Source organism: Bacillus sp. JJ1609 (assembly GCF_036967045.1).
Taxonomy (GTDB): Bacteria; Bacillota; Bacilli; order Bacillales; family Cytobacillaceae; genus Mesobacillus.
This window is the reverse complement of sequence record NZ_JBALSS010000001.1, coordinates 231702-253476: the sequence shown is the minus strand read 5'-3', so window position 1 is coordinate 253476 and position 21775 is coordinate 231702. Positions and strand designations below refer to the sequence as shown.

Sequence of the window (21775 nt, the reverse complement as noted above, 5' to 3'; positions counted from 1 at the left end):
GGGGGAAGAGGTATGGACGTAAGCCAGAGATTATCATTTTTTGCAGCACTTTTTAAAGTCGATGAGAACCCGACCATTGGCATGTGGCTGCTGTATCTTACAATTGTAGCGTTAAGCATTGTCGTTTATAAACTCGGCTTTGCTCAAAAACTGCCATTGCTCAAAAATATTTTAATTTATGCATTCTTGTCACTTGGCTCTACAGTCCTTACCTTCCTTGCTATATTTCTTCCGATTGCTGAGGGTCTGGTAGCTGCAGCGCTAATCCTGATCATTTATAAAATGAGGCTGCGCCAGCATAAAAAAGAAGAAATGAATGCGAAATAGGAGTTGGCAATATGAAATCACTCCAGGATGCTATCTATAATTGGCTGACAATTAAAATTGTCAGTGATGCCCGGCCGGACGACACTGCTGCGCTTGAAACTACTCAGCTGTTTGAACAAATTCTTGCAGAAGAACACAAAGTCGAGTCGCATGAGATGAAACGCGATGCTATCATGTACTATGTAACAGTGGTACAGGAAGGCCAATCGAAGGAGTATCGTTTTCCAAGGGACCTGATTGAAGTAATGCTAGATCAAATCAGGCAGGAGCCTGACAAATATCTGAATTACCCTGAAAAAGATTAAAAAAAATCCGCCTTGATGAGGCGGATTTTTCATTATAGTCACTTCACACAGTTATGGAGAGGGATGGCTTTTACCAGTCGTCTTTTTCGACACGTGAACGGTAGAGGCGGAAATTGCCGGTAGCCTGTCTGAGCTTAGTTTTTTCGGCAATCCTTTCATCACAGGAATTGCACATATATGTATGGATCGGACGATTCCGAAGCCGTTTTGCCTGAAGTGTATCACTATTGATTGTTTCAATTTTATCGCACAGCACACATTTTACTCTCATTATCACACCTCTTATTAATAATAAACATACATAGCATGTTTCGGATTGGATTATATTATAGTATATCATTGTTTTTAGTCTAAAAAGTGAAAAATCGTTTGATTTGCCCTGTATAAAGGGTTCGTAGTACTATTATGATAGTTTAAGGAGGGTGTATATGGCAAATCAAGTTGAACCTAAACTGATAAAAGCTTTATTTGATGAACTGCAAAAAGAACGTTTCGTTACATTGGCGACAGTCGACCATGAAACAGGCGGTCCGAATGTAAGTGCTATTTCATGGGTGCTGGCAAAGGATGAGCAAACCATTTATTTTGCGGTAGATAACCGTTCCCGCATCATCGAGAATATTAAAAGCAATGATAAAGCGGTGATCAACTTAATCGCAAATGAATCTACATATTCAATCAGCGGGGAAGCAAGTGTGAAGCAAGAGAAGCTTGAGGATGTTCCGTTGAAGCTTGCTCTGGTAGAAATTAAAGTCCGTGAAGTAAGGGATGTAATGTTTTACGGATCAAAAATTGTCGCAGAACCGCAATATGACAAAACATATGATAAAGATGCAGCTGCCCGTTTGGATAAGCAGGTTATGGATGCAATGAGAAAAGCTTAGTCGTAAATGACTAAGCTTTTTTTAATGACCTGGAGCAGCGTTCATTCCTGGAAATCATAAGGCGACTTTATATCCTGAGGAGGCGTCACAAGCATGTGGGAATTGTACATTTTGAAGTGCTTAGATATTCGTATGCGATGTCAAGATATCATATGTGCCATCTCTTTCATTAATGGATAATCTACTCTCATAAATCAGCTATTTATGATAATTTGATTCCTGCTCCTGATTCTTTTCAAGTTTTTTCTTTTCTTTGTCGCTAAGCTTATTTTTAGGATCTTCGGTAGGATTCTTTGTTTGTGGCTCAATCAAGTCAGCCGGTACCTCGGGCATTACTCTACCGGTTATGTCGGAAAGTTCATTCATGATGCCCTGGATTGGTTTTCCATTTTTGATATCTGTTGAAATTTCTTTTAGCCTTGCGGTGACGTCTGGGTCAGCTACCACAACCGCACGTGCTCCGTGTGGATCTTTTCTTAAGGTTTCAGCAACGGTGTATTTGACAGTGTCAACCTCTGATCTTTCCATTTTGTCATTGACATCAATTCCCACGATTGCGTACCTTCCAATCACGACTGCCGTTGCATCATCTACATTGGGCACGCGTGTCGTCAGTCCCACGAGATGCTTTGAAATTTGCTGGCCTGACTTACGGTCTACCTGTTGAATAGCAGTGTTTTGGACTTTTACTTTATGGTTATTATCTCCCTCCCTTGCATTATTCAGGGCATTACAGGCGCTCATAAATAATAATAATGACAAAACGGCAAGCAATCTAATCATCTTAACCCCTCCGGCCATGAAATTTTTATGGATTTCGCTGAATGTTGATGGGAACTTATGGGTTTTTAATCAGTCTAAAATTCATCTTTCAAAAGTACAGGTGAAAAGCATCGGCCGCTTATTGCATTGCTAACTGGAAAAAAATAGCGCGGAAGGATGCTTGATAAAAGAAATCCTCAGTGGTTATTGTGCAAAATATCTTCTATCTTTATACAAGAAGTCATATATTTTACAAAAGTCACGGCCAAGGCTGCCAAGTCGGCCGGAGTCGAGATCAAGAAGGCGGGAGGCATCAATTTGAGTAAAATATACGTACTGGATACAAACGTTTTATTACAGGATCCGCATGCTATTTTCTCCTTTCAAGATAATGAAGTTGTCATACCTGCTGTAGTTCTGGAGGAAGTTGACTCGAAGAAGAGATATATGGATGAGATAGGGCGTAATGCACGCCAGGTTTCAAGGCTTATAGATGGGATGAGGGAAACAGGAAAACTGCATGAAAAGATTAATCTTGAAGGAGGAGGCACTCTCCGGATAGAGCTTAATCACCGATCATTCCATCAGTTGCAGGAAATATTTGTAGAAAAAACAAATGATAACCGAATACTGGCTGTAGCCAAGAACTTAAGCCTTGAAGAGCAAACAAAAGAAGATGGCCGTCAGGTAATCCTAGTCAGCAAGGATGCGCTGGTGAGGGTAAAAGCGGATGCGATTGGGCTGCTCGCCGAAGACTTTCTGAGCGATCGGGTAGTGGAAATAAATCATCAGTACTCGGGCTATGCAGAGGTATACCTGGAAATTGCGGTTCTTAATCGTTTTTATGAAAAGGGAGAACTAGATATATCTGATCTGAATGGTCAAAATTTTGTCTATCCAAATCAATTTTTAATCATGAAGGATATTCTCGGGAGTTCGGCATCAGCAATTGGCATGGTGGACAGCAAGAAGAAAAAAGTGAAGAAACTGGTTTTTGAGCATGAAGGAAAGCATATATGGGGAATCAGACCAAGAAATGTACAGCAAATTATGGCTTTAGAATTATTATTACGGAAAGACATGCCTCTTATTACGCTCATTGGGCGTGCGGGGACAGGCAAAACGCTGCTTGCGCTGGCATCCGGCCTTTTGCAGACGGAAGATCTCGGCATCTTTAAAAAACTGCTTGTGGCCCGGCCTATAGTTCCTGTTGGGAAAGATCTAGGTTTCCTTCCTGGTGAAAAAGAGGAAAAACTGAGGCCATGGATGCAGCCGATTTATGATAATCTTGAGTATTTATTCAATACAAAAAAACCTGGAGAACTGGATGCCATCCTTGCCGGAATGGGGTCTATCGAAGTGGAAGCATTAACCTACATCAGAGGCAGGAGTATTCCTGATCAATTCATTATTATAGATGAAGCGCAGAATCTGACTAAACATGAAGTGAAAACGATTCTTACAAGGGTAGGGGAAAGAAGCAAAATTGTATTGATGGGAGATCCAGAGCAAATCGATCATCCATACCTGGATGCTTACAATAATGGCCTTACTTATGTGGTGGAAAAATTTAAAGACCAGCAAATTGCAGGCCATGTACAGCTCGTGAAGGGGGAGAGATCCGCTCTCGCACAGCTTGCTGCAGATTTGCTTAAATAAAATTTGGTATCGTAAACATTAGGATATCCGTAGTTATTAGTAATCCATAAATAAACGGAAACAGTCTTATGCAAAGAGCTAAAAAAAAACGGGCATCACTAAAGATGCCCGTTCGGTTAACCCATACATATTATTCAACAGTGAATCCAGTCACTTTTTTGATTGGACTTTCCAAATTTGAGCCGTCTTGATAGTAAACATGCAAGGGGCCATCTTCCCTTAATGGCTTACCGTCTTTTGAAAATCCCAAAACGAGACTATAAGCTTCTGATAAAGGAAGTTTAACCTCCTCCATGCCGCATACAATCAGAACGTATTTCGCATCGGATTCCGGCTCAGCATTTTCAAGAAATGGCTTGAATGGAATACCAAAGGTACCGGTCAGCACTTTTTCCTTTTGGAACTTAACTTCTGTTTTTAACGTTGGGGGATAGACAGCACCTTCCATAATTTCGCGGTCCCAATGCTTCGAAATGGACTTAGTATATTCTTCAAGATCGCTGTTTTGTGATTGTTCTTGCTGAAAATATGTATTCAAATCTACTTTTCGGTCGTCAAAAATCCAGACGCCGGGATCTAATGTGATCTTGTATTTCACTTTACCTTTAATAGGGATAATAGATTCCATGATGTTCCTCCTGCTATTAGACATCTTCTTTCCTTAGTATATCGATAAATTGAAAAATTGTCATTCTGACTGGTGGTCCAGCTTGTATCCAATAATTTCTGAATCCTTAATATTCTTGCATTTTTGGTTGCTTAAGGGTAAAATTTAAAGATAGGATCGGGTAATCGCTCGGAAACGGGGGGATCAAGTTGGCGTCTGATATGATAATAAACCATCAGGAAAAAGCCCATGCCTTGCTTAAGGCTGACGCTGATAAAATTTTAAAGCTGATCAAAGTGCAAATGGATAACCTGACAATGCCTCAATGCCCTCTTTATGAAGAGGTTTTGGATACGCAGATGTTCGGCTTATCAAGAGAAATAGATTTTGCAGTCAGACTCGGCTTAATCGAAGAATCGGACGGTAAAGTTATTCTTGACCAATTGGAAAGAGAACTTTCTGCACTGCATGAGGCTTCGTTAAAAAAATAAATTCATAAAAACTCAAACAATCCGAATCGATTGTTTGAGTTTTTTTGTGATTATGTTTTCGCGAAACTAAAAGGGCACCTTATTTTGGTTACTCCCATATGACATAGTTTAAAGATGTTTTAAGTTTTCACGAACTTTTACTTAAACTAAGGCAGGATATTACAACTTATAGTAGAATAGATAAAACAACTTAGAAGATGGGGAAGAGACGATGTTTAAAAAAATACTGAAATCATATGACTATTCATTGATCATTGTAATTACGCTCCTATGCTTGTTCGGACTTGTCATGGTTTACAGTGCCAGCATGGTCACTGCCATCCAAAGATATGATTATCCTAGCGACTTCTTTTATCAAAAACAGAAATTAAATCTAACTCTATCAGCCATTCTGTTTGTGTTTGCTGCTTTCTTTCCTTATAAAGCAATGAAAAGCACAAAAATTCTCTTGCCAATGGTCGCCTTTATTTTAGGAGGGCTTGCTGCTCTATTTCTTTTTGGGAAGGTAACGAATAATGCCCTCAGCTGGTTTGAAATTGGAGCAAGAAGCGTCCAGCCTTCTGAATTTGCTAAGCTGAGCGTGATCATTTATTTATCAGCTGTATATGCAAAAAAGCAATCCTACATAAATGAATTTAATAGAGGTGTTGTGCCTCCTCTAGTGTATCTGGTATTGGTATGCATACTTGTAGCGATTCAGCCGGACTTTGGTACCGCCGCAATCATTTTTGCGATTGCGGCAACGATTATTTTTTCTTCAGGAATGAACCTGAGAAATATTTCAAAGCTGATTCTTATTGGTTTGGTCTTTCTTATCCCATTAGTTCTTTTGCTTCAGGATGAAATTTTCTCAGAAACGAGAATTGAGCGTTTTACTGCGTACAGCAATCCTTTTACAGATGAAAAGGATTCCGGATACCATCTCGCGAACTCTTATTATGCTATCGGTTCCGGTGGTCTGAAGGGGCTTGGTCTGGGTGAAAGTGTCCAAAAGCTAGGCTATTTGCCAGAACCGCATACTGACTTTATCATTGCGGTCATATCTGAGGAACTTGGTATATTCGGAGTTGGGTTTGTATTAGTGTGTCTCGCTTTTATAGTATTAAAAGGAATATTTATAGGTTTGAGGTGCAAGGATCCGTTTGGGAGCCTGCTGGCAATTGGAATTTCCAGCATGATTGGCATTCAGTCTTTCATAAACTTAGGTGGAGCTTCCGGTGTTATTCCGTTAACTGGAGTACCGCTGCCATTTGTAAGCTATGGAGGATCTTCACTGCTGCAGCTGGCAATAGCTACTGGAATTCTCGTGAACATTTCGATGTTTGTTAATTACGAAGAGAAGTACAAGAATGACAAAGCTGCCGAGCCGAATCCAAAGCCTGCGATAGTATCGCAGAACACATTTAAATTCAGATCCTAAAAATCAAAAAGAGCTGCAGCAATCGCTGCAGCTCTTTATTTTGCTGTTGCTGGCGGAAGATCCACCGGGTTATGCTTTTGGATATTTGCTGCATTTTTCTTGCTTCTGGAAACAAGTAAAATAAAGTAGCTAAATACACCGAACAGTACAGAGATAAAGAATGCGTGTGCTAATGCAATATATAAGTTAAGTCTTGTAAATATGATCAATGCGCCTGCCGTTACCTGAAGTGATACAAGAATGAAAGAAATAATCCAGCCCCAATACAATACTTTCTGATCCTTGTAATTTTTAATTGCCAGGTAGGTGACATATGCAATCCATATGAAAATGAATCCGGCTGCCGCCCGGTGGCCCATCTGGACCCATTCATAAATATTAGTCGGAAACAGAGTCCCTTCATTGGTGCATAATGGCCAGTCCTTGCAAACCAGGCTGGCGTTCATATGTCTTACTAGTGCACCTGTGTATACGACCATATAGCTGTATGCAGAAAGTCCAATGATATGGAACTTCATTCTCTTATCGATCACAAGCTTTTCGGCCTGAAATTTTTTATCGACTTCAAAAATAAGCATGGTCAATAAAAGAACAGCAGCAAATGAGATGAGTGAAATGCCAAAATGGAGTGCCAATACAAAGTCAGATTGCCCCCATTTCACGGCTGCTGCGCCAATCAATGCCTGAAGCATTAAAAAGAAAAATGATAATACAGATAAAAACTTTGTTTCACGAATATGGCCGATTGCCCTCCATGTCCAAATTGATAGGGCCAGGACCATAATACCGACACTACCAGAAACAAGCCTGTGTGCAAGTTCAATAATTAATTCCGGTGTAATATCAGTCGGAACAAATTCTCCATTACATAGCGGCCAGGATCGACCGCATCCCATGCCTGATTCTGTCTTAGTTACAAGTGCTCCTCCGAGCAAAACTAAAAGCATTCCGATCGTGGTCAATACAGCAAGCCACTTGAGGGAACGTTTCATAATCATCACCTGCTTATTTAAAGTTCGATAAGTTGTCAAATAATAAACTTGACATGTATAATAAAAGAATCTTGTAGAAAAGTAGAAATTCTACCCATATATTAACGAATTTTGACGAAAAAGGATAGAAAGCAATACTTAAGATACTACACAATAAAAGATAAATATTCAATACTTCTTGTCCTTAATGGACATTCAGGATTTTTATAGGTAAAATGCACAGTGCCAGGCATGTAATTGTCTTACAAAAAAGAATACATACAAGCTTTATGGCTATCATGAGAATATTATCCAAAAATATATATATTAAGATGAAAGACAGCGAAATCATCTTGTCTTGATTTTATAGGATTATTTCTTGCAATAGAAAAGAACTTTATGGATAATGGCGGTAAGACACAAATTAGTCAAATTTTGTTCAAAAAAAATTCACAAAAAAGTTGTGAAGTGTGATTTAATATACAACGTAGGTGTTATTTTTCTACACAAACATTTAACAGCCTTTACACGTTGGGATTAGTGAAAACTACCGTTAGATATAGCAATATAAACTCTTCTTTTTTTTGTGAAAATTTGCTTGCCAAATTTAACAATAAAAGGGGATGAAGGAGGATATGGATGTCTAATTCAAAAGCTTTCAGTGAAGCTGTATTAGAGAACGGACAGCCAGCAGCCGTGGAGAACACGGTGCTAAAGGACTTTCTTGCATTAATAAAAGTAGGCATTGTGAATTCAAACGCGATGACCACTTTTACTGGATTATGGCTGGCGCTTCATTTTAGCGGCGCACATTTTCTGGATAATATTGATTTAATCCTGGTTACGTTGATAGGATCATCCCTTATTGTCGCGGGCTCATGCAGCCTTAACAACTATATTGACCGTGACATTGACCATCTAATGGAAAGAACAAAGGGTAGGCCGACTGTGACCGGGAGGGTGCAGCCTGGCAAGGTAGCACTGATGAGTTTCCTTCTTATTGGGGCAGGAACGGCATTCTTATTAACAACTACATTAACAGCAGCGGTTATTGGGATTATTGGCGTATTCAGCTATGTAGTTCTTTATACGATGTGGTCAAAGCGCCAGTATGTTTCTAACACAATTGTCGGAAGCATTTCCGGAGCGGTCCCGCCATTAATCGGCTGGGCAGCAGTAGATGCCAATCTCGATGTGATGGCCTGGATGCTGTTTGCCATTGTATTTGTTTGGCAGCCTCCTCACTTTTATGCGCTTGCTATGAGAAGGGTAGAAGAATATCGGGCAGCTGGCATTCCAATGCTTCCTGTTGTAAAAGGATTCAAGGCAACGAAAAGATCAATCTTCTTGTGGGTAGCTGCATTGCTGCCATTGCCATTTTTCCTTCCATCCCTTGGGATTCCATTCATCATTCTTGCTACAGTACTGAATATTGGCTGGCTAGCTTTGGGAATCTATGGTCTCAAGCTTAAAGATGATATTAAATGGGCAAAAATGATGTTTATATATTCATTACAATACTTAACAGTCATGTTTGTCGCTATGGTAATTGTCACATTAATTTAACCTTTGTTAGGAGATCCTCTCTTTGACGAGAGGGGATTTTTCCATATATTTTAACAACAAAATTTATAAGATTTTTTACGAAAGAGGGGTTTAATAAAGCTATGAAGATGCTTGCTAAATGGCGTCTGCTATCAGTGTTCGCAATGATGGCATTAGTCTTGTCCGGCTGTGGAGAACCTTACCTGTCTACATTAAGACCTGCAGGTGAAGTTGCGCAATCACAGTATGAACTCATGTTATTGAGTACGGCAATTATGGTGGGAGTAATTGCTGTTGTCACAATCATTTTTATTTATGTTGTAATGAAATTCCGCAGGAAGAGTGACAGTGAAATTCCAAAGCAGGTTGAAGGAAACCACAAGCTTGAAATCCTGTGGACAGTTATTCCGATCTTATTGCTTTTAATTCTTGCTGTACCAACTGTTGCACAAACTTTCAATTTGGCGAATGTATCACCAATGGATAAGAAAAATAAAGATGGTAAAACGGATGTTCTTGTTGTTAACGTTCGTGCAAATCTTTACTGGTGGGAATTTGAGTATCCGAATGAAAAAATCATTACAAGCCAGGAATTAGTGGTCCCTACAGATGAAAAGGTTTACTTTAACCTTAAAGCTTCTGATGTAAAACACTCTTTCTGGATTCCGTCAATTGGCGGTAAAATGGATACAAACACAGAAAACGTCAACAAGTTCTGGCTTGAATTTGACAGCAAGGGTGCCGATGAAGCTGGCGGACTTTTCTACGGGAAATGTGCTGAGCTTTGCGGACCTTCTCACGCATTGATGGACTTCAAGGTAAAGGCACTGCCTCGCGCTGAATTCGATCAATGGGTAGCAGGCATGCAGACAGTTAAAGAGCCTGTGAAAGCAGAAACTCAAACTGCACAAGAAGGACAAGAAATTTTCAATAACAGCTGTATTGGATGCCATGCTGTTACACCGGCAAACACTGCTCCTGAAAAAGCTCGTGTAGGCCCTAACTTAACAAACTTTGGTGATCGTTCACGTATTGCTGGTGTCCTTAACCATACTCCAGCAGACCTTAAGAAATGGTTAGAAGATCCAGATGCATACAAGCCAGGCAACAAAATGACTGGTGCATACGGTGAATTATCCGATGACCAGATTGAAGCATTAACAGAATATCTGATGGGCTTGAAAGTCCAGAAATAACAGGGGATTTGTTTGAAAGGGAGGTAAAACTGTGAGTACCTATGCTCAGAAAAAAGGGTTCGGCGCGACTTTATGGGAGTTCTTAACAACAGTCGACCATAAGAAAATCGCGATCCTTTATCTAATTGCTGGCGGATTCTTCTTTATCCTTGGTGGATTGGAAGCGTTGTTCATCCGTATTCAGCTGGCTGTACCTAACAATGATTTTTTAAGCGCGGGATTTTATAATGAAGTCCTTACAATGCATGGAACAACGATGATTTTCCTTGCAGCGATGCCGCTATTATTCGCATTCATGAATGCTGTCATGCCACTGCAAATTGGCGCGCGTGATGTTGCATTCCCATTCATGAATGCATTAAGTTTTTGGCTGTTCTTCTTTGGTGGAGTTTTCTTGAACCTATCATGGTTCCTTGGCGGAGCTCCTGATGCGGGATGGACATCATACGCTTCACTATCCATTGCGTCTTCAGGCCACGGTATCGACTTCTACGCATTGGGATTACAGATTTCCGGTGCTGGTACATTAATGGGTGGAATTAACTTCCTGGTCACAATTATTAACATGCGTGCACCAGGGATGACGTATATGCGAATGCCAATGTTCACTTGGTCAACCTTTGTAACATCAGCATTGATCCTATTTGCATTCCCTCCGTTAACTGTAGGTTTGTTCTTAATGATTTTTGACCGTATGTTCGGATCTAATTTCTTCGATGCAAGTATGGGCGGTAACACAATAATCTGGGAACACCTTTTCTGGATTTTTGGACACCCTGAAGTTTATATCTTGATTCTTCCAGCATTCGGTATTTTCTCTGAGATTTTCGCAATTTTCTCTAGAAAACGTCTATTTGGATACTCATCCATGGTATTCGCAACCGTATTGATCGGTTTCCTGGGATTCATGGTATGGGCTCACCATATGTTCACAACTGGATTGGGACCAATTGCGAACGCTATTTTCGCGGTAGCAACAATGGCTATTGCTGTTCCGACTGGTATTAAGATCTTTAACTGGATGTTCACTATGTGGGGAGGAAGCATTAAGTTCACGACACCAATGCTCTGGGCAGTTGCTTTCATTCCTTCATTCGTTGCAGGTGGTGTAACTGGTGTTATGCTTGCATCTGCTGCAGCTGACTATCAGTATCACGACAGCTATTTCGTAGTAGCTCACTTCCACTATGTTATCGTTGGCGGTGTAGTGTTCGCGCTATTCGCCGGAACACACCTATACTGGCCAAAGATGTTTGGAACAATGTTAAATGAAACTTTAGGTAAAATTACTTTCTGGTTATTCCTTATTGGATTCCATTTAACGTTCTTTATCCAGCACTTCTTGGGATTGATGGGGATGCCACGCCGTATCTTCACATTCTTGCCTGGACAAGGTTTTGAAACTGGAAACATGATCAGTTCAATTGGTGCAGGCTTCATGGCTGTTGCAGTAATCGTTCTATTAATAAACGTCATCATGACTAGTGTTAAAAACGAAAAAGTTGGGAATGACCCATGGGGCGATGGCCGAACACTTGAGTGGGCTATTTCGTCACCACCGCCTTTCTACAACTTTAAGCAGCTTCCTTTAGTTCGTGGATTGGATGCATATTGGCTTGAAAAAATGGAAGGCAAAAAAGGCATGACTCCAGCTGAACCGCTTGGGGATATCCATATGCCTAACAATTCTTTCATTCCATTCGTAATATCATTTGGACTATTCGTAGCTGCATTTGGAGCAACGTACCACGCAGAAAAAGATTGGGGACTACTCGTTCTGATTCTCGGAATGGCTATTACTTTAGGATCAATGTTCGTACGCTCTATTAAGGATGATCATGGATTCCACATTCATAAAGAAGATTTAATTGATGAAGATAATGATAAGGGGGTAAAGGCATAATGCAAGCTGAAGAAAAATTCACTTATGAAACATGGCCTGCCGCGCCTGAAAAAGCAACCCTCGAAGCAAAAAACAAGTTTTTGGGCTTCTGGTTTTTCCTTGGTGGAGAGACGGTATTGTTTGCCTCTCTCTTCGCCACTTATCTTGCACTAAAAGATAAAGTTCCAAATGCAGAAATGGCTCTTGCAAAAGACCTTTTCGAAATTCCGATTGCTTTTGCAGCGACTATGCTTCTACTTACAAGTTCTTTAACAAGTGTATATGCTATGTATCACATGAAGAACTTCAACTTCAAGAAGATGCAGCTTTGGTTAGGATTAACGGTCCTTTTAGGAGCAGCTTTCCTTGGTTTGGAAATTTACGAGTTCAATCATTATGTACATGAGTTTCACCATACATTCACGAGCAGTGCATTTGGATCAGCCTTCTATACACTAGTGGGCTTCCACGGTGGTCACGTTGCATTCGGTTTACTATGGATCACTACATTAATGGTTCGTAACTCAAAGCGTGGATTAAATCTCTACAACGCTCCTAAGTTCTATGTTGCCAGCCTTTACTGGCACTTCATTGACGTTGTATGGGTATTCATCTTCACGGTAGTATATCTAATGGGAATGGTGGGATAATCTGATGGCGAATCAACAACCAAGTTCAGGGAACCCAAGAGTAGACATCGAATATCGTCGCAAAAAAAGCGCCGAAGAGATGAGATACCAAATCGTTTCTTTCACATTGATGATTTTCTTGACAATCGTTGCCTTCGTTGCTGTAGGATATGAAGGATTTTCAGGCTGGTTTACAGTACCATTTATTCTGCTGCTTGCAGTAGTTCAGGTTATTTTCCAGCTTTACTATTTCATGCACATGAGCCACAAAGGGCATGAAGCAGTTTCATTATTCCTATACTCAGGAGTACTTGTCGGAGCAATCGCAATCCTGACTTTTACGACCATTATTTGGTGGTAAGCTTTAAAAAGAATAATTCAAAGAAAAAATCGGCCAAAAAAGCCGATTTTTTCTTTGAGTACTATTGCTCTAGCATTTAATGGAAGAGTCAATTCATTGAAGTTGAATTCCAATGAAAGTATAATGGAAGTAAAGTTTTTTTATTTAGACGGGGTGGAAAAAATTATGCTTACTCTTGATATATTTGGATTCAGAGCCTTATGGAGCCCGTTGTTTTTTCTTGCGCTGGCAGGATTATTAATAGCTTACTACCTTATTGTTTTTAAATACTACAGCCGATTTAAGGATGGAGTACCAGCAACGAAAAAGCAGGCTGCTTATTTTACAGCCTTTATCATCGTGCTCTATTCAATAAAAGGCTCACCGGTAGATTTAATGAGCCACATCATGTTCTATATGCACATGATCCAGATGTCGGTCCTCTATTTGATTGCACCTCCACTATTGATTTTTGGCGTGCCTAATTGGCTTTGGAGGGCGTTTTTATCACTTCCATACATTGAGCCTGTATTTCGTTTTTTAACTAAGCCTTTGATTGCCTTAATCATGTTTAATGGAATATTTTCGATTTATCATATTCCGCTAATTTTTGACTTCGTCAAAACAGATATGTGGCTTCATGCTGGATATACTTCGATGCTCTTTGTTTTTGCGATTCTAATGTGGTGGCCGCTTATAAATGAACTGGAAGAATATCAGACATTATCCGGTGTTAAAAAGATGGGTTATATCTTTGCCGATGGTGTCCTGATAACTCCTGCATGTGCTTTAATTATTTTTGCTGATGCTCCGATGTATGCTACGTTTTCGGATCCCAATGCATGGGCACAGGCACTGCAATTATGTGTACCAACAACAACCCTTTCTTCGCTCAATCTTAGCGGTCCGGAAACCTTCAGTTCTATGTCGCTGCTGGATGACCAGCGGCTAGGTGGAGTGATCATGAAAGTCATCCAGGAACTCGTTTATGGTTTCTTCCTTGGATATGCATTTTTCCAATGGTTCCGAAGTGAAGAGGACCAGACTGAGCAGGACGCTATAAATCTGGCACGTGCTCCTCAAACAGTAGAGTAATCAAGATGAATTTTGGCTTTCCATTTTGTGGGGAGCCATTTTTATTTTAACTGACAGAGAATCAATGATTGAAAAAATAACATCTGTCACCTACAATTAATCTTATGTAGAAATAATGATTGTGAGGGAATTTACATGTCAAATTTACCAATCTTGCCAACGATCAGCACATCGTTTATCGTTTTGAGCGCCATCTTTGTTGCGATCGGCTGGGCTCAGATAAAACAACGAAAAATTGAGAAACACCGGAAGATAATGATGCTGGCTGGCATATTTGCGTTAATATTCTTTGTTATATACGCATCTCGGACGATCTTTATCGGCAATACCTCATTTGGTGGACCAGAAAATATCAAGATTTATTACACAGTTTTCTTGATCTTTCACATTTCACTAGCAACAATCGGTGCAGTCCTTGGAATTATCTCATTGTACACAGGCTATAAGAACAATCTTGAGCGTCACCGTAAATTAGGACCAATTACAAGTATCGTCTGGTTTTTTACCGCGATTACCGGAGTAGCTGTGTATATGCTGCTTTATGTATTTTATAAAGGCGGAGAAACTACTTCTGTTATAAAAGCCATATTAGGATTTTAAAATTTCGTTTTTAAAAACATTGCGTTAAGCAATGTTTTTTTATTATTTGAAGGGTTTAACGGTTATGAAACCGAAATATTGATGAATAAGGGGTGAGATTAGTTTGGAAATCAAAGTGTTAACAGAAGAAGATTTTATGCAATCCATGAAACTTTCCATGTATGCATTCCAATATCAAGTGCCGGTAAAAGATATTCCAAAGAGATTGGAAAAATTAAAACAGCACAGGCTGCTTGGTATTATTGAGGGAGAAGAGCTTGTTTCAAAGTTACATATCTTATCTTTAAGCATCAAGCTTGGTAAAATGGATTGGAAAATGGGAGGCATTGCTGGTGTGGCAACTTATCCCGAGCACAGGCGAAAGGGATATGTAAACGCGCTGATGAAAAAATCACTAGAAGTGATGTATGAAGAAAATTACATTGTTTCATTCCTTCATCCATTCGATATCCATTTTTACAGAAGGTATGGCTGGGAAATCATTTCTGATTATCGCACTATACAGATTGTGAAAAACGATTTGAAACCCATTGGGGACTTTACAGGTAAAATTAAGAGGTATAAAAAGGAGTCCCATTCCTCTGACATAGAAGTGGTTTATGACAAATATGCTGTGAGGCACAGTGCAATGCTTGAAAGGGATCTCAGTTGGTGGCAGAACAGCATCTACGGTTGCCAGACCGCTGCTGTTTACTATAATTCAGAGAATGAACCAACAGGATATCTTTTATATGAAGTCAGCAATCAGGTTATGAAGGTCGAGGAATACGTACCTCTTGATCATGAAGCAAGGTTAGGACTGTGGAACTACATCTGTCAGCATGATTCAATGGTGGACCGGGTTGAAATGCGGCTCTCAGTGCATGAATCTTTCCCGTATTTCTTAAGCATGCCAAAGCTAAAAACAGAAATATATCCTTATTTTATGGGTAGGATTGTAAATGCTGAAAAAGCAATAAAGTCATATCCTTTCAATAAGGATGGCAGCAAAGTCTTTTTGCATTTAGAAGACTCAATGGCACCATGGAATAGCGGATCCTATATAATTGAGCCGGAAGGGGTTAAATTCTTTCCTGTTAAAGAAGGGAACTCTTGTGTAAAGACGCCGCAGAGAGGATTGCATCTTAATATGAACACTCTTACTGCCATGTTATTTGGTTATAAGCGGCCATTGGAGTTGTTTGACATGAATATGATCCACGGTAATTTTGATGAGGTACAAGAGTTGGAGAAATTGATTCCTCCATTCAATCCTTTCTTCTATGATTTCTTTTAGTCTAGCTCATTTGACATCTTAGCTGCTATATAGCACTTTTTTATAAGGCATGTGGCTAAAGAGTGTAAAACCTGACATGCCGCCACAATATCAAATACAATGTAAAACCCGGGTGCACCTAATGCGCCCGGGTTTTTTTAGCTATATTTTAAATTTCATTTTTATTATGCCTGCTTCTTTAGCTGAGTTGAATCCAATAAGGATCAGAGGACCGATGATGAAGCCCAGGATGCCGAACAGCTTTAAGCCAAGATACATAGCGATCAGTGTTGAAAGTGGGGAAAGGCCGATATGGCTTCCCATTACCTTTGGCTCCACTGTGCGGCGGATTATCAATAAAATGACTGCCAGGACTGCCAACTGGGTTCCCAGCGCAATATTGCCTGTAGCAAGGTGGAAGATGGACCATGGTGCCAATATGACGATTGAACCGATGAGAGGTATAAAATCAATCACCCATATGACAGCAGACATGACAATAGCATATTCCGGCGCAATGAAGAGCAAGCCAATCAAAGATACGATGAAAATGATGACGCTGACCAGAAATTGAGCTTTTAAAAATCCAAATACGACATATGACAGCCTTGAAGTCATAAAGTGGACCTTGTCAGCCGTTTTCTCAGTTAAGTGACTGTACACACCTTGTCTTAAGGCTGGTAATTCAAGCAAGAACAAAAATAATGCAATTAAGTAGACAAGGAAACTGATCAGAAAGTTAGGGATATAGGTCAGTAATGCCTTCAAATTGTTTATATTAATGAAGGCAATCATGTCATTTTTGAGCTTATTCAAAAATTCCTCAGCCCGGTCGCTGATTTCAATAACTACTTCCTTAGGAAGATCATTAGCTGCTTCCACAAAACTGTTTTCTGCTTTGTACCAGGCATTCGTTATTTCATTTATGTATACTGGCGTGTTCTCGATAAGGTCTATTGCTTCTGTTACAGCAGTCGTGGTTAGGAAGTAACCGGTAACTACCATAAGCAAAACAAATAATAGAAAGATTCCAAGTACAGAGAGACGGCGCCCTATCTTGAATTTATTCTGGAAATACACAACCGCTGGTTCAAGAAATAGAGCCGTGATCAGAGCAACAATAAGCGGGATAGATACCGGCAGGATAACGTAAAGCCCTGCAGCTACAAGCATGACAATCAATGTTATGAAGATGAACCGTTTTGTAAAAATACCGGACAATGGGAACTCCTTTCTATACTCCTTGTGAGTATATACCACATGACAAACAAAATACGTTGGCCCTATAAGCCTTTCAGCCAAAAAAATGGCTGTTTATAGGTTATTGTTGATTTGGTAACTTGTTGATTGGAAACAACTAAAAAATAAAAAACCTTAACATTTAAATTATAGTACGCATTTAATATAAGAAACAACAAAAATCAACGTTAAACCGTTATTTCTATGCTTTTTTCGAGAACAATGTTGCTTTTCAGACTATTTATTGAACTCTTCGTTCTCGAGCCATAAGAAAAGAAAATGAATATAATCAATACCCGGAAAGAATATCGATATATGTAAAAAATAATCTCTGCGAAATCAGCCTTCAAATATAAGGGGTGGGGCAATGAAGAATACTAAGAACATCATGCCGCCATTTTTAAGGGAGGTATGCAGTGCTGTCTGTGCGATTGTTCACGCCAATATTAACGAAAGCCAGTATTTTAAACAATCTGGTTTCAAGAAGAGAACAAGATTATCCTCAAAATTAAGAAAGAATGTCCTTTCTGACCATGGGGTAATAGTTGAAATTGAACAAGAAATAATAAATGTTAAAATCTATGTAAGCGCGAGGATTGGTGCATCAACTATTTTTCACGATGCTCTGGAGTTGCAGCATAAAATAACGGAGGAAATTCTGTTGTTAACTTCGTTTAAAGTGCAGCGAGTGGATATTATTATTACTGGAATACATCAGATGTAAAAAAAGACGCATTTGCATGCGTCTTTTGTGTTCAGAAAGCTTGTGGGAATCATTTATCGCATATTGGATATTTAGCTCTTATAATGAGAATTTCTCGACGTCTGACTTAACCTCTTTAAGTAGCTTATCGCACTGGCTTACGAGTGCTTTAGGGAAATGTTCACCTTCACCATATTCCACACCGTGCGGGTAATAATGTTTTCCAAGCAACGGAGTCATCAGCTGAATGATTGCTTTATGGGCTCCAACGTCACCTTCATGAACATGGCCCTGTACTCGAAGATAGAATGTACCTTCTTTGATCTCGAACTTTTTGTCATAGGTAACACGTTCATAATCCCATTGCCCTTCACGTACAAGACCATGCTCTAGCATAACCTCATCTAGACGGTTTAAGTCTGCCTTTAATGTTTCAATGCCGGTATTTTCAAATTTCATCTTATTCCCTCCTAAAAACCACTGCTAAAATATTCTATAAGAAGATTATATCTCAGTTTCAATAATAGTAAAAAAATGAGTAAGTTGCAATGAATATAAAGTGAAACTTCAATCACTTTGTTTTTTTTCAACTGCTGATGTTTCTAAGATTCAACCATCGGCTATTTATCTGCAGCTGCTCCATAAGCGAGCCTTATTTTTTTCCCACTTAAAAAGTCTTTAAAATGATGTACATACTGAAACTCCATATCGCAAAAAATAGCCATTCCCTATTCTTCTAACCAGCGGCAAAGATAGTATCTGATAGATAAGCTAGAATTATGTAGTCTTTCAAGCATAAAATACCATGTTCGGGAAATCCTAATTTAAAGTAAAGCAATGCAAAGCTTTTACAAAAGGAGGATTATGAGGTGCGTAAAATCCGTGAAATCATGACTAGTGATGTTGAAACATGTACTTTGTTGGATAATGTCTTCGAGGTTGCCGTGAAGATGAAGGATCTAAATGTGGGTGCTATTCCGATTGTAGATGGAGACAGACTTGTTGGAATGATTACCGACAGGGATATCGTCATTCGGGGCATAGCAGAGAAGCATCCGCCATCTTCTAAAGTAGAGGCAGTCATGAGCGATCATCTAGTCACTGCCACACCGGATATGTCAACACAGGAAGCAACTAAGCTTATGGCACAGCATAAAATCAGAAGATTGCCAGTTGTGGATGGAGATAAACTCATAGGAATTGTGGCTTTGGGAGACTTTGCTATAAATGAACTTACCGATGACCAGGCGCAGCATGCACTTTCTGAGATATCTGAACCTGGCAGCCAAATGCAATAAAAAATGGAGGCACCCAACTGGGTGCCTTTTGTTTTCTATTAAGCGGACGGCGGAGTACTCCAAATGAAGAGGTTTTTTATGTTTTTCGCTCCGAATTCAATGCTTCTATCAAAAAGAACTCAATAAATGATATAATAATTTTAAAAATTGCTCATATAGTAATAGAAAACATACTAGTAGGCAGATTTCTTAAATAATTGTTTTGGGGATCATTGACGATTAAAGGGTTCAGAGTATTTTGCTGCCTTATATGTTCTTACAAATGTATCTATGCCTCATAGTTATCAACAATAAAGCATTCGAATAGAGCTGAATAGAAAGGGGGTTTCCATCTGCGCACTATAGGAAGGATTTTAATAATTGCAGCAATCTTTTTATTGATTGGCTTATATCTGGGATTTACCAAGAATAACGGTGATGACTTGGTAGTGGAACAGGAAACAAAGCCTAAAGTAGATGAATCTCTTAATAAAAAGATCAGTGACCAGAGCCTTCATGAAGGCATTCACCAGCCGGAAAAGGGTGTGGGATCGCTTTTGGGTAAGGATATTGATGCCCTGAAGTCTGTCCTTGGAAAGCCATCTAGAGTGGATCTTTCTGCTTATGGTTTTCATTGGTGGGTATTCAATAATGACCTTGACCAATATATCCAGGCAGGAGTCCTTAATGGAAGGGTCGTTACGGCTTATGGCATTGGTTCGGCTCTCAATGTAGAGCCTTTCAGAATTGGACAGCCTGTAGATGAAATTTTTGCCCTTAATGTGATCGAACCTGAAGTCACATTCGAACTAAATGGAAGCACTTATAAATTTGAACTCTCAGAGCAGGATATGAATACCAGGCCAATCGTAAAAATGGGTGACTACTTCGTACAGCTGTATATAGACAAATTTACCGGTTCTGTTTCTAGCATTCGATATATGGATAAAGACACTCTAGTAAAGCAAAGGCCGTATGAAATGGTATACAGGGGTGACTTAATAGAGCCTCCAGATCCATCTGAAGAGGATTGGCTGAGAATTGAAGGAGGGACGGAAAAACAAATCCTTGATATCACTAATGTAATGAGGGCACGTCACGCATTAGAGAATCTTCAATGGGACGACCAAACGGCAGAAGTTGCATATGCTCACAGCAAAGACATGGCAGAAGAGGAATACTTTTCCCATGAGTCCGAAAAATTCGGTAATCTATCAGATCGTTTAAAAGCAGCTGATGTGTTGTACGAACTAGCAGGAGAAAATATTGCGGCCAACTATACTGATGCCCCAGCAGTCGTAGAAGGCTGGCTGAACAGTGAATCCCACAGGGAAGCTTTGCTGAATAATGAATTTACACACTTGGGAGTCGGTGTTTACCGTAAGCATTACACACAGAATTTTGTGAAGCGCTGGAAAGAGTAATAGCTATTTTAAATTTATTCATTATAAAAAAAGGAGCCTGACTCTCGTCAGGCTTCTTTTTCTTGTTTTATCACCCTGTTTATTGAGAACTGTCCTTCTTTCCAGTTTCCGTATAAATGTACAACTTCACCTGTTATAAATACTGGAATTCGAACTCCGTTACGCAAAGGGGTCACCTTTTTGACACTTATTTCTTTTACACCAGTATGAACCTTCATGATAGAAATATGGTTAAACCTGTGATAATAGAATCGTTCTTTTCGTTCGCTTACATCGATGATTTTTCCGCTAACAATTGCTTCTTCAGGAATATCCTCTAATTTAATCCACTCCTCGTAATTTTCTTGCATTTCTTTCCTGGTAAGCCAGTAAAAATAAGCAAGTACGATCGGAATAACAATTGCCGTAACCATAAAATCACCCTATTTGTGTTGTTTTTCCACGACGAAAAAGCTTCCTGATGAATGTGCTATTTTTTTGCCGTCAGATCTGAATACATCTGCCTCAACAACTACTGTACTTCTGCCTTTATGCACATTAGACGCTTTGCAGTGCAGGCGTTCTCCGATGCCTGGGGACAGATAGTGGATATTAAGCTGTGAGGTTACAGCAGCATATCCTTCAGGGAGCAGCTTATTCGCGAGAGTTCCCATTGCGGTATCCAGCAGCGTGGCAGTAAAGCCGCCATGCACGATGCCTAGGGTATTATCGAGCATTTTCGTGATTGGTATGTCAATCTCACATGTTTCATTATCCAGTCTTCTATCCATGTGAAGGAGGCCATCTATGAATGTGCTGTTTTTGCCAGTAAGTTTATTTTTTACACCTGACAAAACGACCTGGAGAGTTTCTAAATCTTGTTCGCTGGAGAGTGAGATGCATTCTTCTAAAAGCTGTTGCAGTTCTTTTTCCATCTATATATTTACCTCTTTCTATATGGCTTTTTTTCGTAATACAAAGGTTATTTAACCCACTTGCAAACCTTGTGGGAAAATGAGGATCTTAGCGAAAATAGCCAGCATTTATATTCTGTATTTTATTTTAACACTTTAAAAAAATTTGATGAACAAGAACGTCTGTTAATGATAAGGCTCTGTTAAACAAGGCTGATGATTTTCGTTCCAGACGCTTCGCATTCCGCGAGGCTGGCGCTGAGCCTCCTCG

Annotated in this window: 25 protein-coding genes; 17 read left to right on the top strand and 8 right to left on the bottom strand. The window is 39.6% G+C overall.

What is annotated here, in order from left to right; genetic code table 11:
* The first annotated feature begins 12 nt into the window (after positions 1-12).
* Together V7654_RS01260 and V7654_RS01255 are read left to right on the top strand one after the other, a co-directional pair.
* Positions 13-327 carry a YlaH-like family protein gene (locus V7654_RS01260; RefSeq protein ID WP_335427855.1) on the top strand — a complete coding sequence of 105 codons (315 nt, stop codon included), beginning with the start codon at positions 13-15 and terminating at the stop codon, positions 325-327.
* An 11-nt stretch (positions 328-338) separates the two neighbouring features.
* Positions 339-632: a hypothetical protein gene (locus tag V7654_RS01255; protein WP_335427853.1), complete on the top strand. Its 294-nt coding sequence runs from the start codon at positions 339-341 to the stop codon at positions 630-632.
* Between the two features lie 70 nt (positions 633-702).
* Here V7654_RS01255 and V7654_RS01250 read toward each other — a convergent pair whose 3' ends face one another.
* Complete coding sequence (locus V7654_RS01250; protein WP_335427850.1) at positions 703-903, bottom strand: YlaI family protein; 201 nt, start codon at positions 901-903, stop codon at positions 703-705.
* A gap of 157 nt (positions 904-1060) precedes the next feature.
* Here V7654_RS01250 and V7654_RS01245 point away from each other — a divergent pair, with 157 nt between their 5' ends.
* Positions 1061-1516 (top strand): pyridoxamine 5'-phosphate oxidase family protein, encoded by a 456-nt coding sequence (locus V7654_RS01245; protein WP_335427849.1) that lies wholly within the window; start codon positions 1061-1063, stop codon positions 1514-1516.
* Positions 1517-1714: 198 nt separating this feature from the next.
* Here the strand turns inward: V7654_RS01245 and V7654_RS01240 are convergent, their stop codons facing one another.
* Positions 1715-2299 carry a YhcN/YlaJ family sporulation lipoprotein gene (locus V7654_RS01240; protein ID WP_335427848.1) on the bottom strand — a complete coding sequence of 195 codons (585 nt, stop codon included), beginning with the start codon at positions 2297-2299 and terminating at the stop codon, positions 1715-1717.
* Between the two features lie 297 nt (positions 2300-2596).
* On the opposite strand from V7654_RS01240, the gene V7654_RS01235 reads away from it, so the two are divergent.
* Positions 2597-3937 carry a PhoH family protein gene (locus V7654_RS01235; protein ID WP_335427847.1) on the top strand — a complete coding sequence of 447 codons (1341 nt, stop codon included), beginning with the start codon at positions 2597-2599 and terminating at the stop codon, positions 3935-3937.
* Positions 3938-4067: 130 nt separating this feature from the next.
* Here the strand turns inward: V7654_RS01235 and V7654_RS01230 are convergent, their stop codons facing one another.
* Positions 4068-4565: a peptidyl-prolyl cis-trans isomerase gene (locus V7654_RS01230; RefSeq protein ID WP_335427846.1), complete on the bottom strand. Its 498-nt coding sequence runs from the start codon at positions 4563-4565 to the stop codon at positions 4068-4070.
* Between the two features lie 188 nt (positions 4566-4753).
* Here V7654_RS01230 and V7654_RS01225 point away from each other — a divergent pair, with 188 nt between their 5' ends.
* Both V7654_RS01225 and V7654_RS01220 read left to right on the top strand, forming a co-directional pair.
* Positions 4754-5035 carry a YlaN family protein gene (locus V7654_RS01225; protein WP_335427843.1) on the top strand — a complete coding sequence of 94 codons (282 nt, stop codon included), beginning with the start codon at positions 4754-4756 and terminating at the stop codon, positions 5033-5035.
* 211 nt (positions 5036-5246) lie between these two features.
* Positions 5247-6455, top strand: coding sequence for an FtsW/RodA/SpoVE family cell cycle protein (locus V7654_RS01220; protein WP_335427842.1), 1209 nt, complete (start codon positions 5247-5249; stop codon positions 6453-6455).
* Between the two features lie 35 nt (positions 6456-6490).
* Here V7654_RS01220 and V7654_RS01215 read toward each other — a convergent pair whose 3' ends face one another.
* Positions 6491-7447: a COX15/CtaA family protein gene (locus V7654_RS01215; protein ID WP_335427841.1), complete on the bottom strand. Its 957-nt coding sequence runs from the start codon at positions 7445-7447 to the stop codon at positions 6491-6493.
* A 618-nt stretch (positions 7448-8065) separates the two neighbouring features.
* Here V7654_RS01215 and cyoE point away from each other — a divergent pair.
* The 8 genes from cyoE (at position 8066) to V7654_RS01175 (ending at position 15989) form a co-directional block, all read left to right on the top strand.
* Positions 8066-8992 carry a heme o synthase gene (gene cyoE, locus V7654_RS01210; RefSeq protein ID WP_335427840.1) on the top strand — a complete coding sequence of 309 codons (927 nt, stop codon included), beginning with the start codon at positions 8066-8068 and terminating at the stop codon, positions 8990-8992.
* 101 nt (positions 8993-9093) lie between these two features.
* Positions 9094-10167 (top strand): cytochrome c oxidase subunit II, encoded by a 1074-nt coding sequence (coxB, locus tag V7654_RS01205; RefSeq protein WP_335427838.1) that lies wholly within the window; start codon positions 9094-9096, stop codon positions 10165-10167.
* Between the two features lie 31 nt (positions 10168-10198).
* Positions 10199-12070, top strand: a complete 1872-nt coding sequence (ctaD, locus tag V7654_RS01200; protein ID WP_335427837.1) for a cytochrome c oxidase subunit I — start codon at positions 10199-10201, stop codon at positions 12068-12070.
* The gene (locus V7654_RS01195) at positions 12070-12699 is read left to right on the top strand and encodes a cytochrome (ubi)quinol oxidase subunit III (RefSeq protein WP_335427836.1); all 630 of its coding nucleotides are present in this window, start codon (positions 12070-12072) and stop codon (positions 12697-12699) included. The genes ctaD and V7654_RS01195 overlap by 1 nt, the downstream gene beginning before the upstream one ends.
* A gap of 4 nt (positions 12700-12703) precedes the next feature.
* On the top strand, positions 12704-13039 hold the full coding sequence (gene ctaF, locus V7654_RS01190; RefSeq protein ID WP_335427835.1) for a cytochrome c oxidase subunit IVB: 336 nt from the start codon (positions 12704-12706) through the stop codon (positions 13037-13039).
* 165 nt (positions 13040-13204) lie between these two features.
* Positions 13205-14113: a cytochrome c oxidase assembly factor CtaG gene (gene ctaG, locus V7654_RS01185; protein ID WP_335427959.1), complete on the top strand. Its 909-nt coding sequence runs from the start codon at positions 13205-13207 to the stop codon at positions 14111-14113.
* Between the two features lie 135 nt (positions 14114-14248).
* Positions 14249-14713, top strand: a complete 465-nt coding sequence (locus V7654_RS01180; RefSeq protein WP_335427834.1) for a DUF420 domain-containing protein — start codon at positions 14249-14251, stop codon at positions 14711-14713.
* A 103-nt stretch (positions 14714-14816) separates the two neighbouring features.
* Positions 14817-15989, top strand: coding sequence for a GNAT family N-acetyltransferase (locus V7654_RS01175; RefSeq protein ID WP_335427832.1), 1173 nt, complete (start codon positions 14817-14819; stop codon positions 15987-15989).
* 141 nt (positions 15990-16130) lie between these two features.
* Here V7654_RS01175 and ytvI read toward each other — a convergent pair whose 3' ends face one another.
* Positions 16131-17189: a sporulation integral membrane protein YtvI gene (gene ytvI / locus V7654_RS01170; protein WP_335427831.1), complete on the bottom strand. Its 1059-nt coding sequence runs from the start codon at positions 17187-17189 to the stop codon at positions 16131-16133.
* 385 nt (positions 17190-17574) lie between these two features.
* Here ytvI and V7654_RS01165 point away from each other — a divergent pair, with 385 nt between their 5' ends.
* On the top strand, positions 17575-17931 hold the full coding sequence (locus V7654_RS01165; RefSeq protein ID WP_335427829.1) for a hypothetical protein: 357 nt from the start codon (positions 17575-17577) through the stop codon (positions 17929-17931).
* 78 nt (positions 17932-18009) lie between these two features.
* On the opposite strand, the gene V7654_RS01160 is transcribed toward V7654_RS01165, so the two are convergent.
* Positions 18010-18369, bottom strand: a complete 360-nt coding sequence (locus V7654_RS01160) for a YugN family protein (RefSeq protein WP_335427827.1) — start codon at positions 18367-18369, stop codon at positions 18010-18012.
* 410 nt (positions 18370-18779) lie between these two features.
* On the opposite strand from V7654_RS01160, the gene V7654_RS01155 reads away from it, so the two are divergent.
* Together V7654_RS01155 and V7654_RS01150 are read left to right on the top strand one after the other, a co-directional pair.
* Complete coding sequence (locus tag V7654_RS01155; protein WP_335427824.1) at positions 18780-19208, top strand: CBS domain-containing protein; 429 nt, start codon at positions 18780-18782, stop codon at positions 19206-19208.
* A 377-nt stretch (positions 19209-19585) separates the two neighbouring features.
* Entirely contained in the window at positions 19586-20611 is a 1026-nt protein-coding gene (locus V7654_RS01150) for a CAP domain-containing protein (RefSeq protein ID WP_335427823.1), read from the top strand.
* Positions 20612-20658: 47 nt separating this feature from the next.
* Here the strand turns inward: V7654_RS01150 and V7654_RS01145 are convergent, their stop codons facing one another.
* Positions 20659-21024, bottom strand: coding sequence for a hypothetical protein (locus V7654_RS01145; protein WP_335427822.1), 366 nt, complete (start codon positions 21022-21024; stop codon positions 20659-20661).
* Between the two features lie 9 nt (positions 21025-21033).
* Positions 21034-21525, bottom strand: coding sequence for a PaaI family thioesterase (locus V7654_RS01140; protein ID WP_335427820.1), 492 nt, complete (start codon positions 21523-21525; stop codon positions 21034-21036).
* Positions 21526-21775 lie beyond the last annotated feature (250 nt).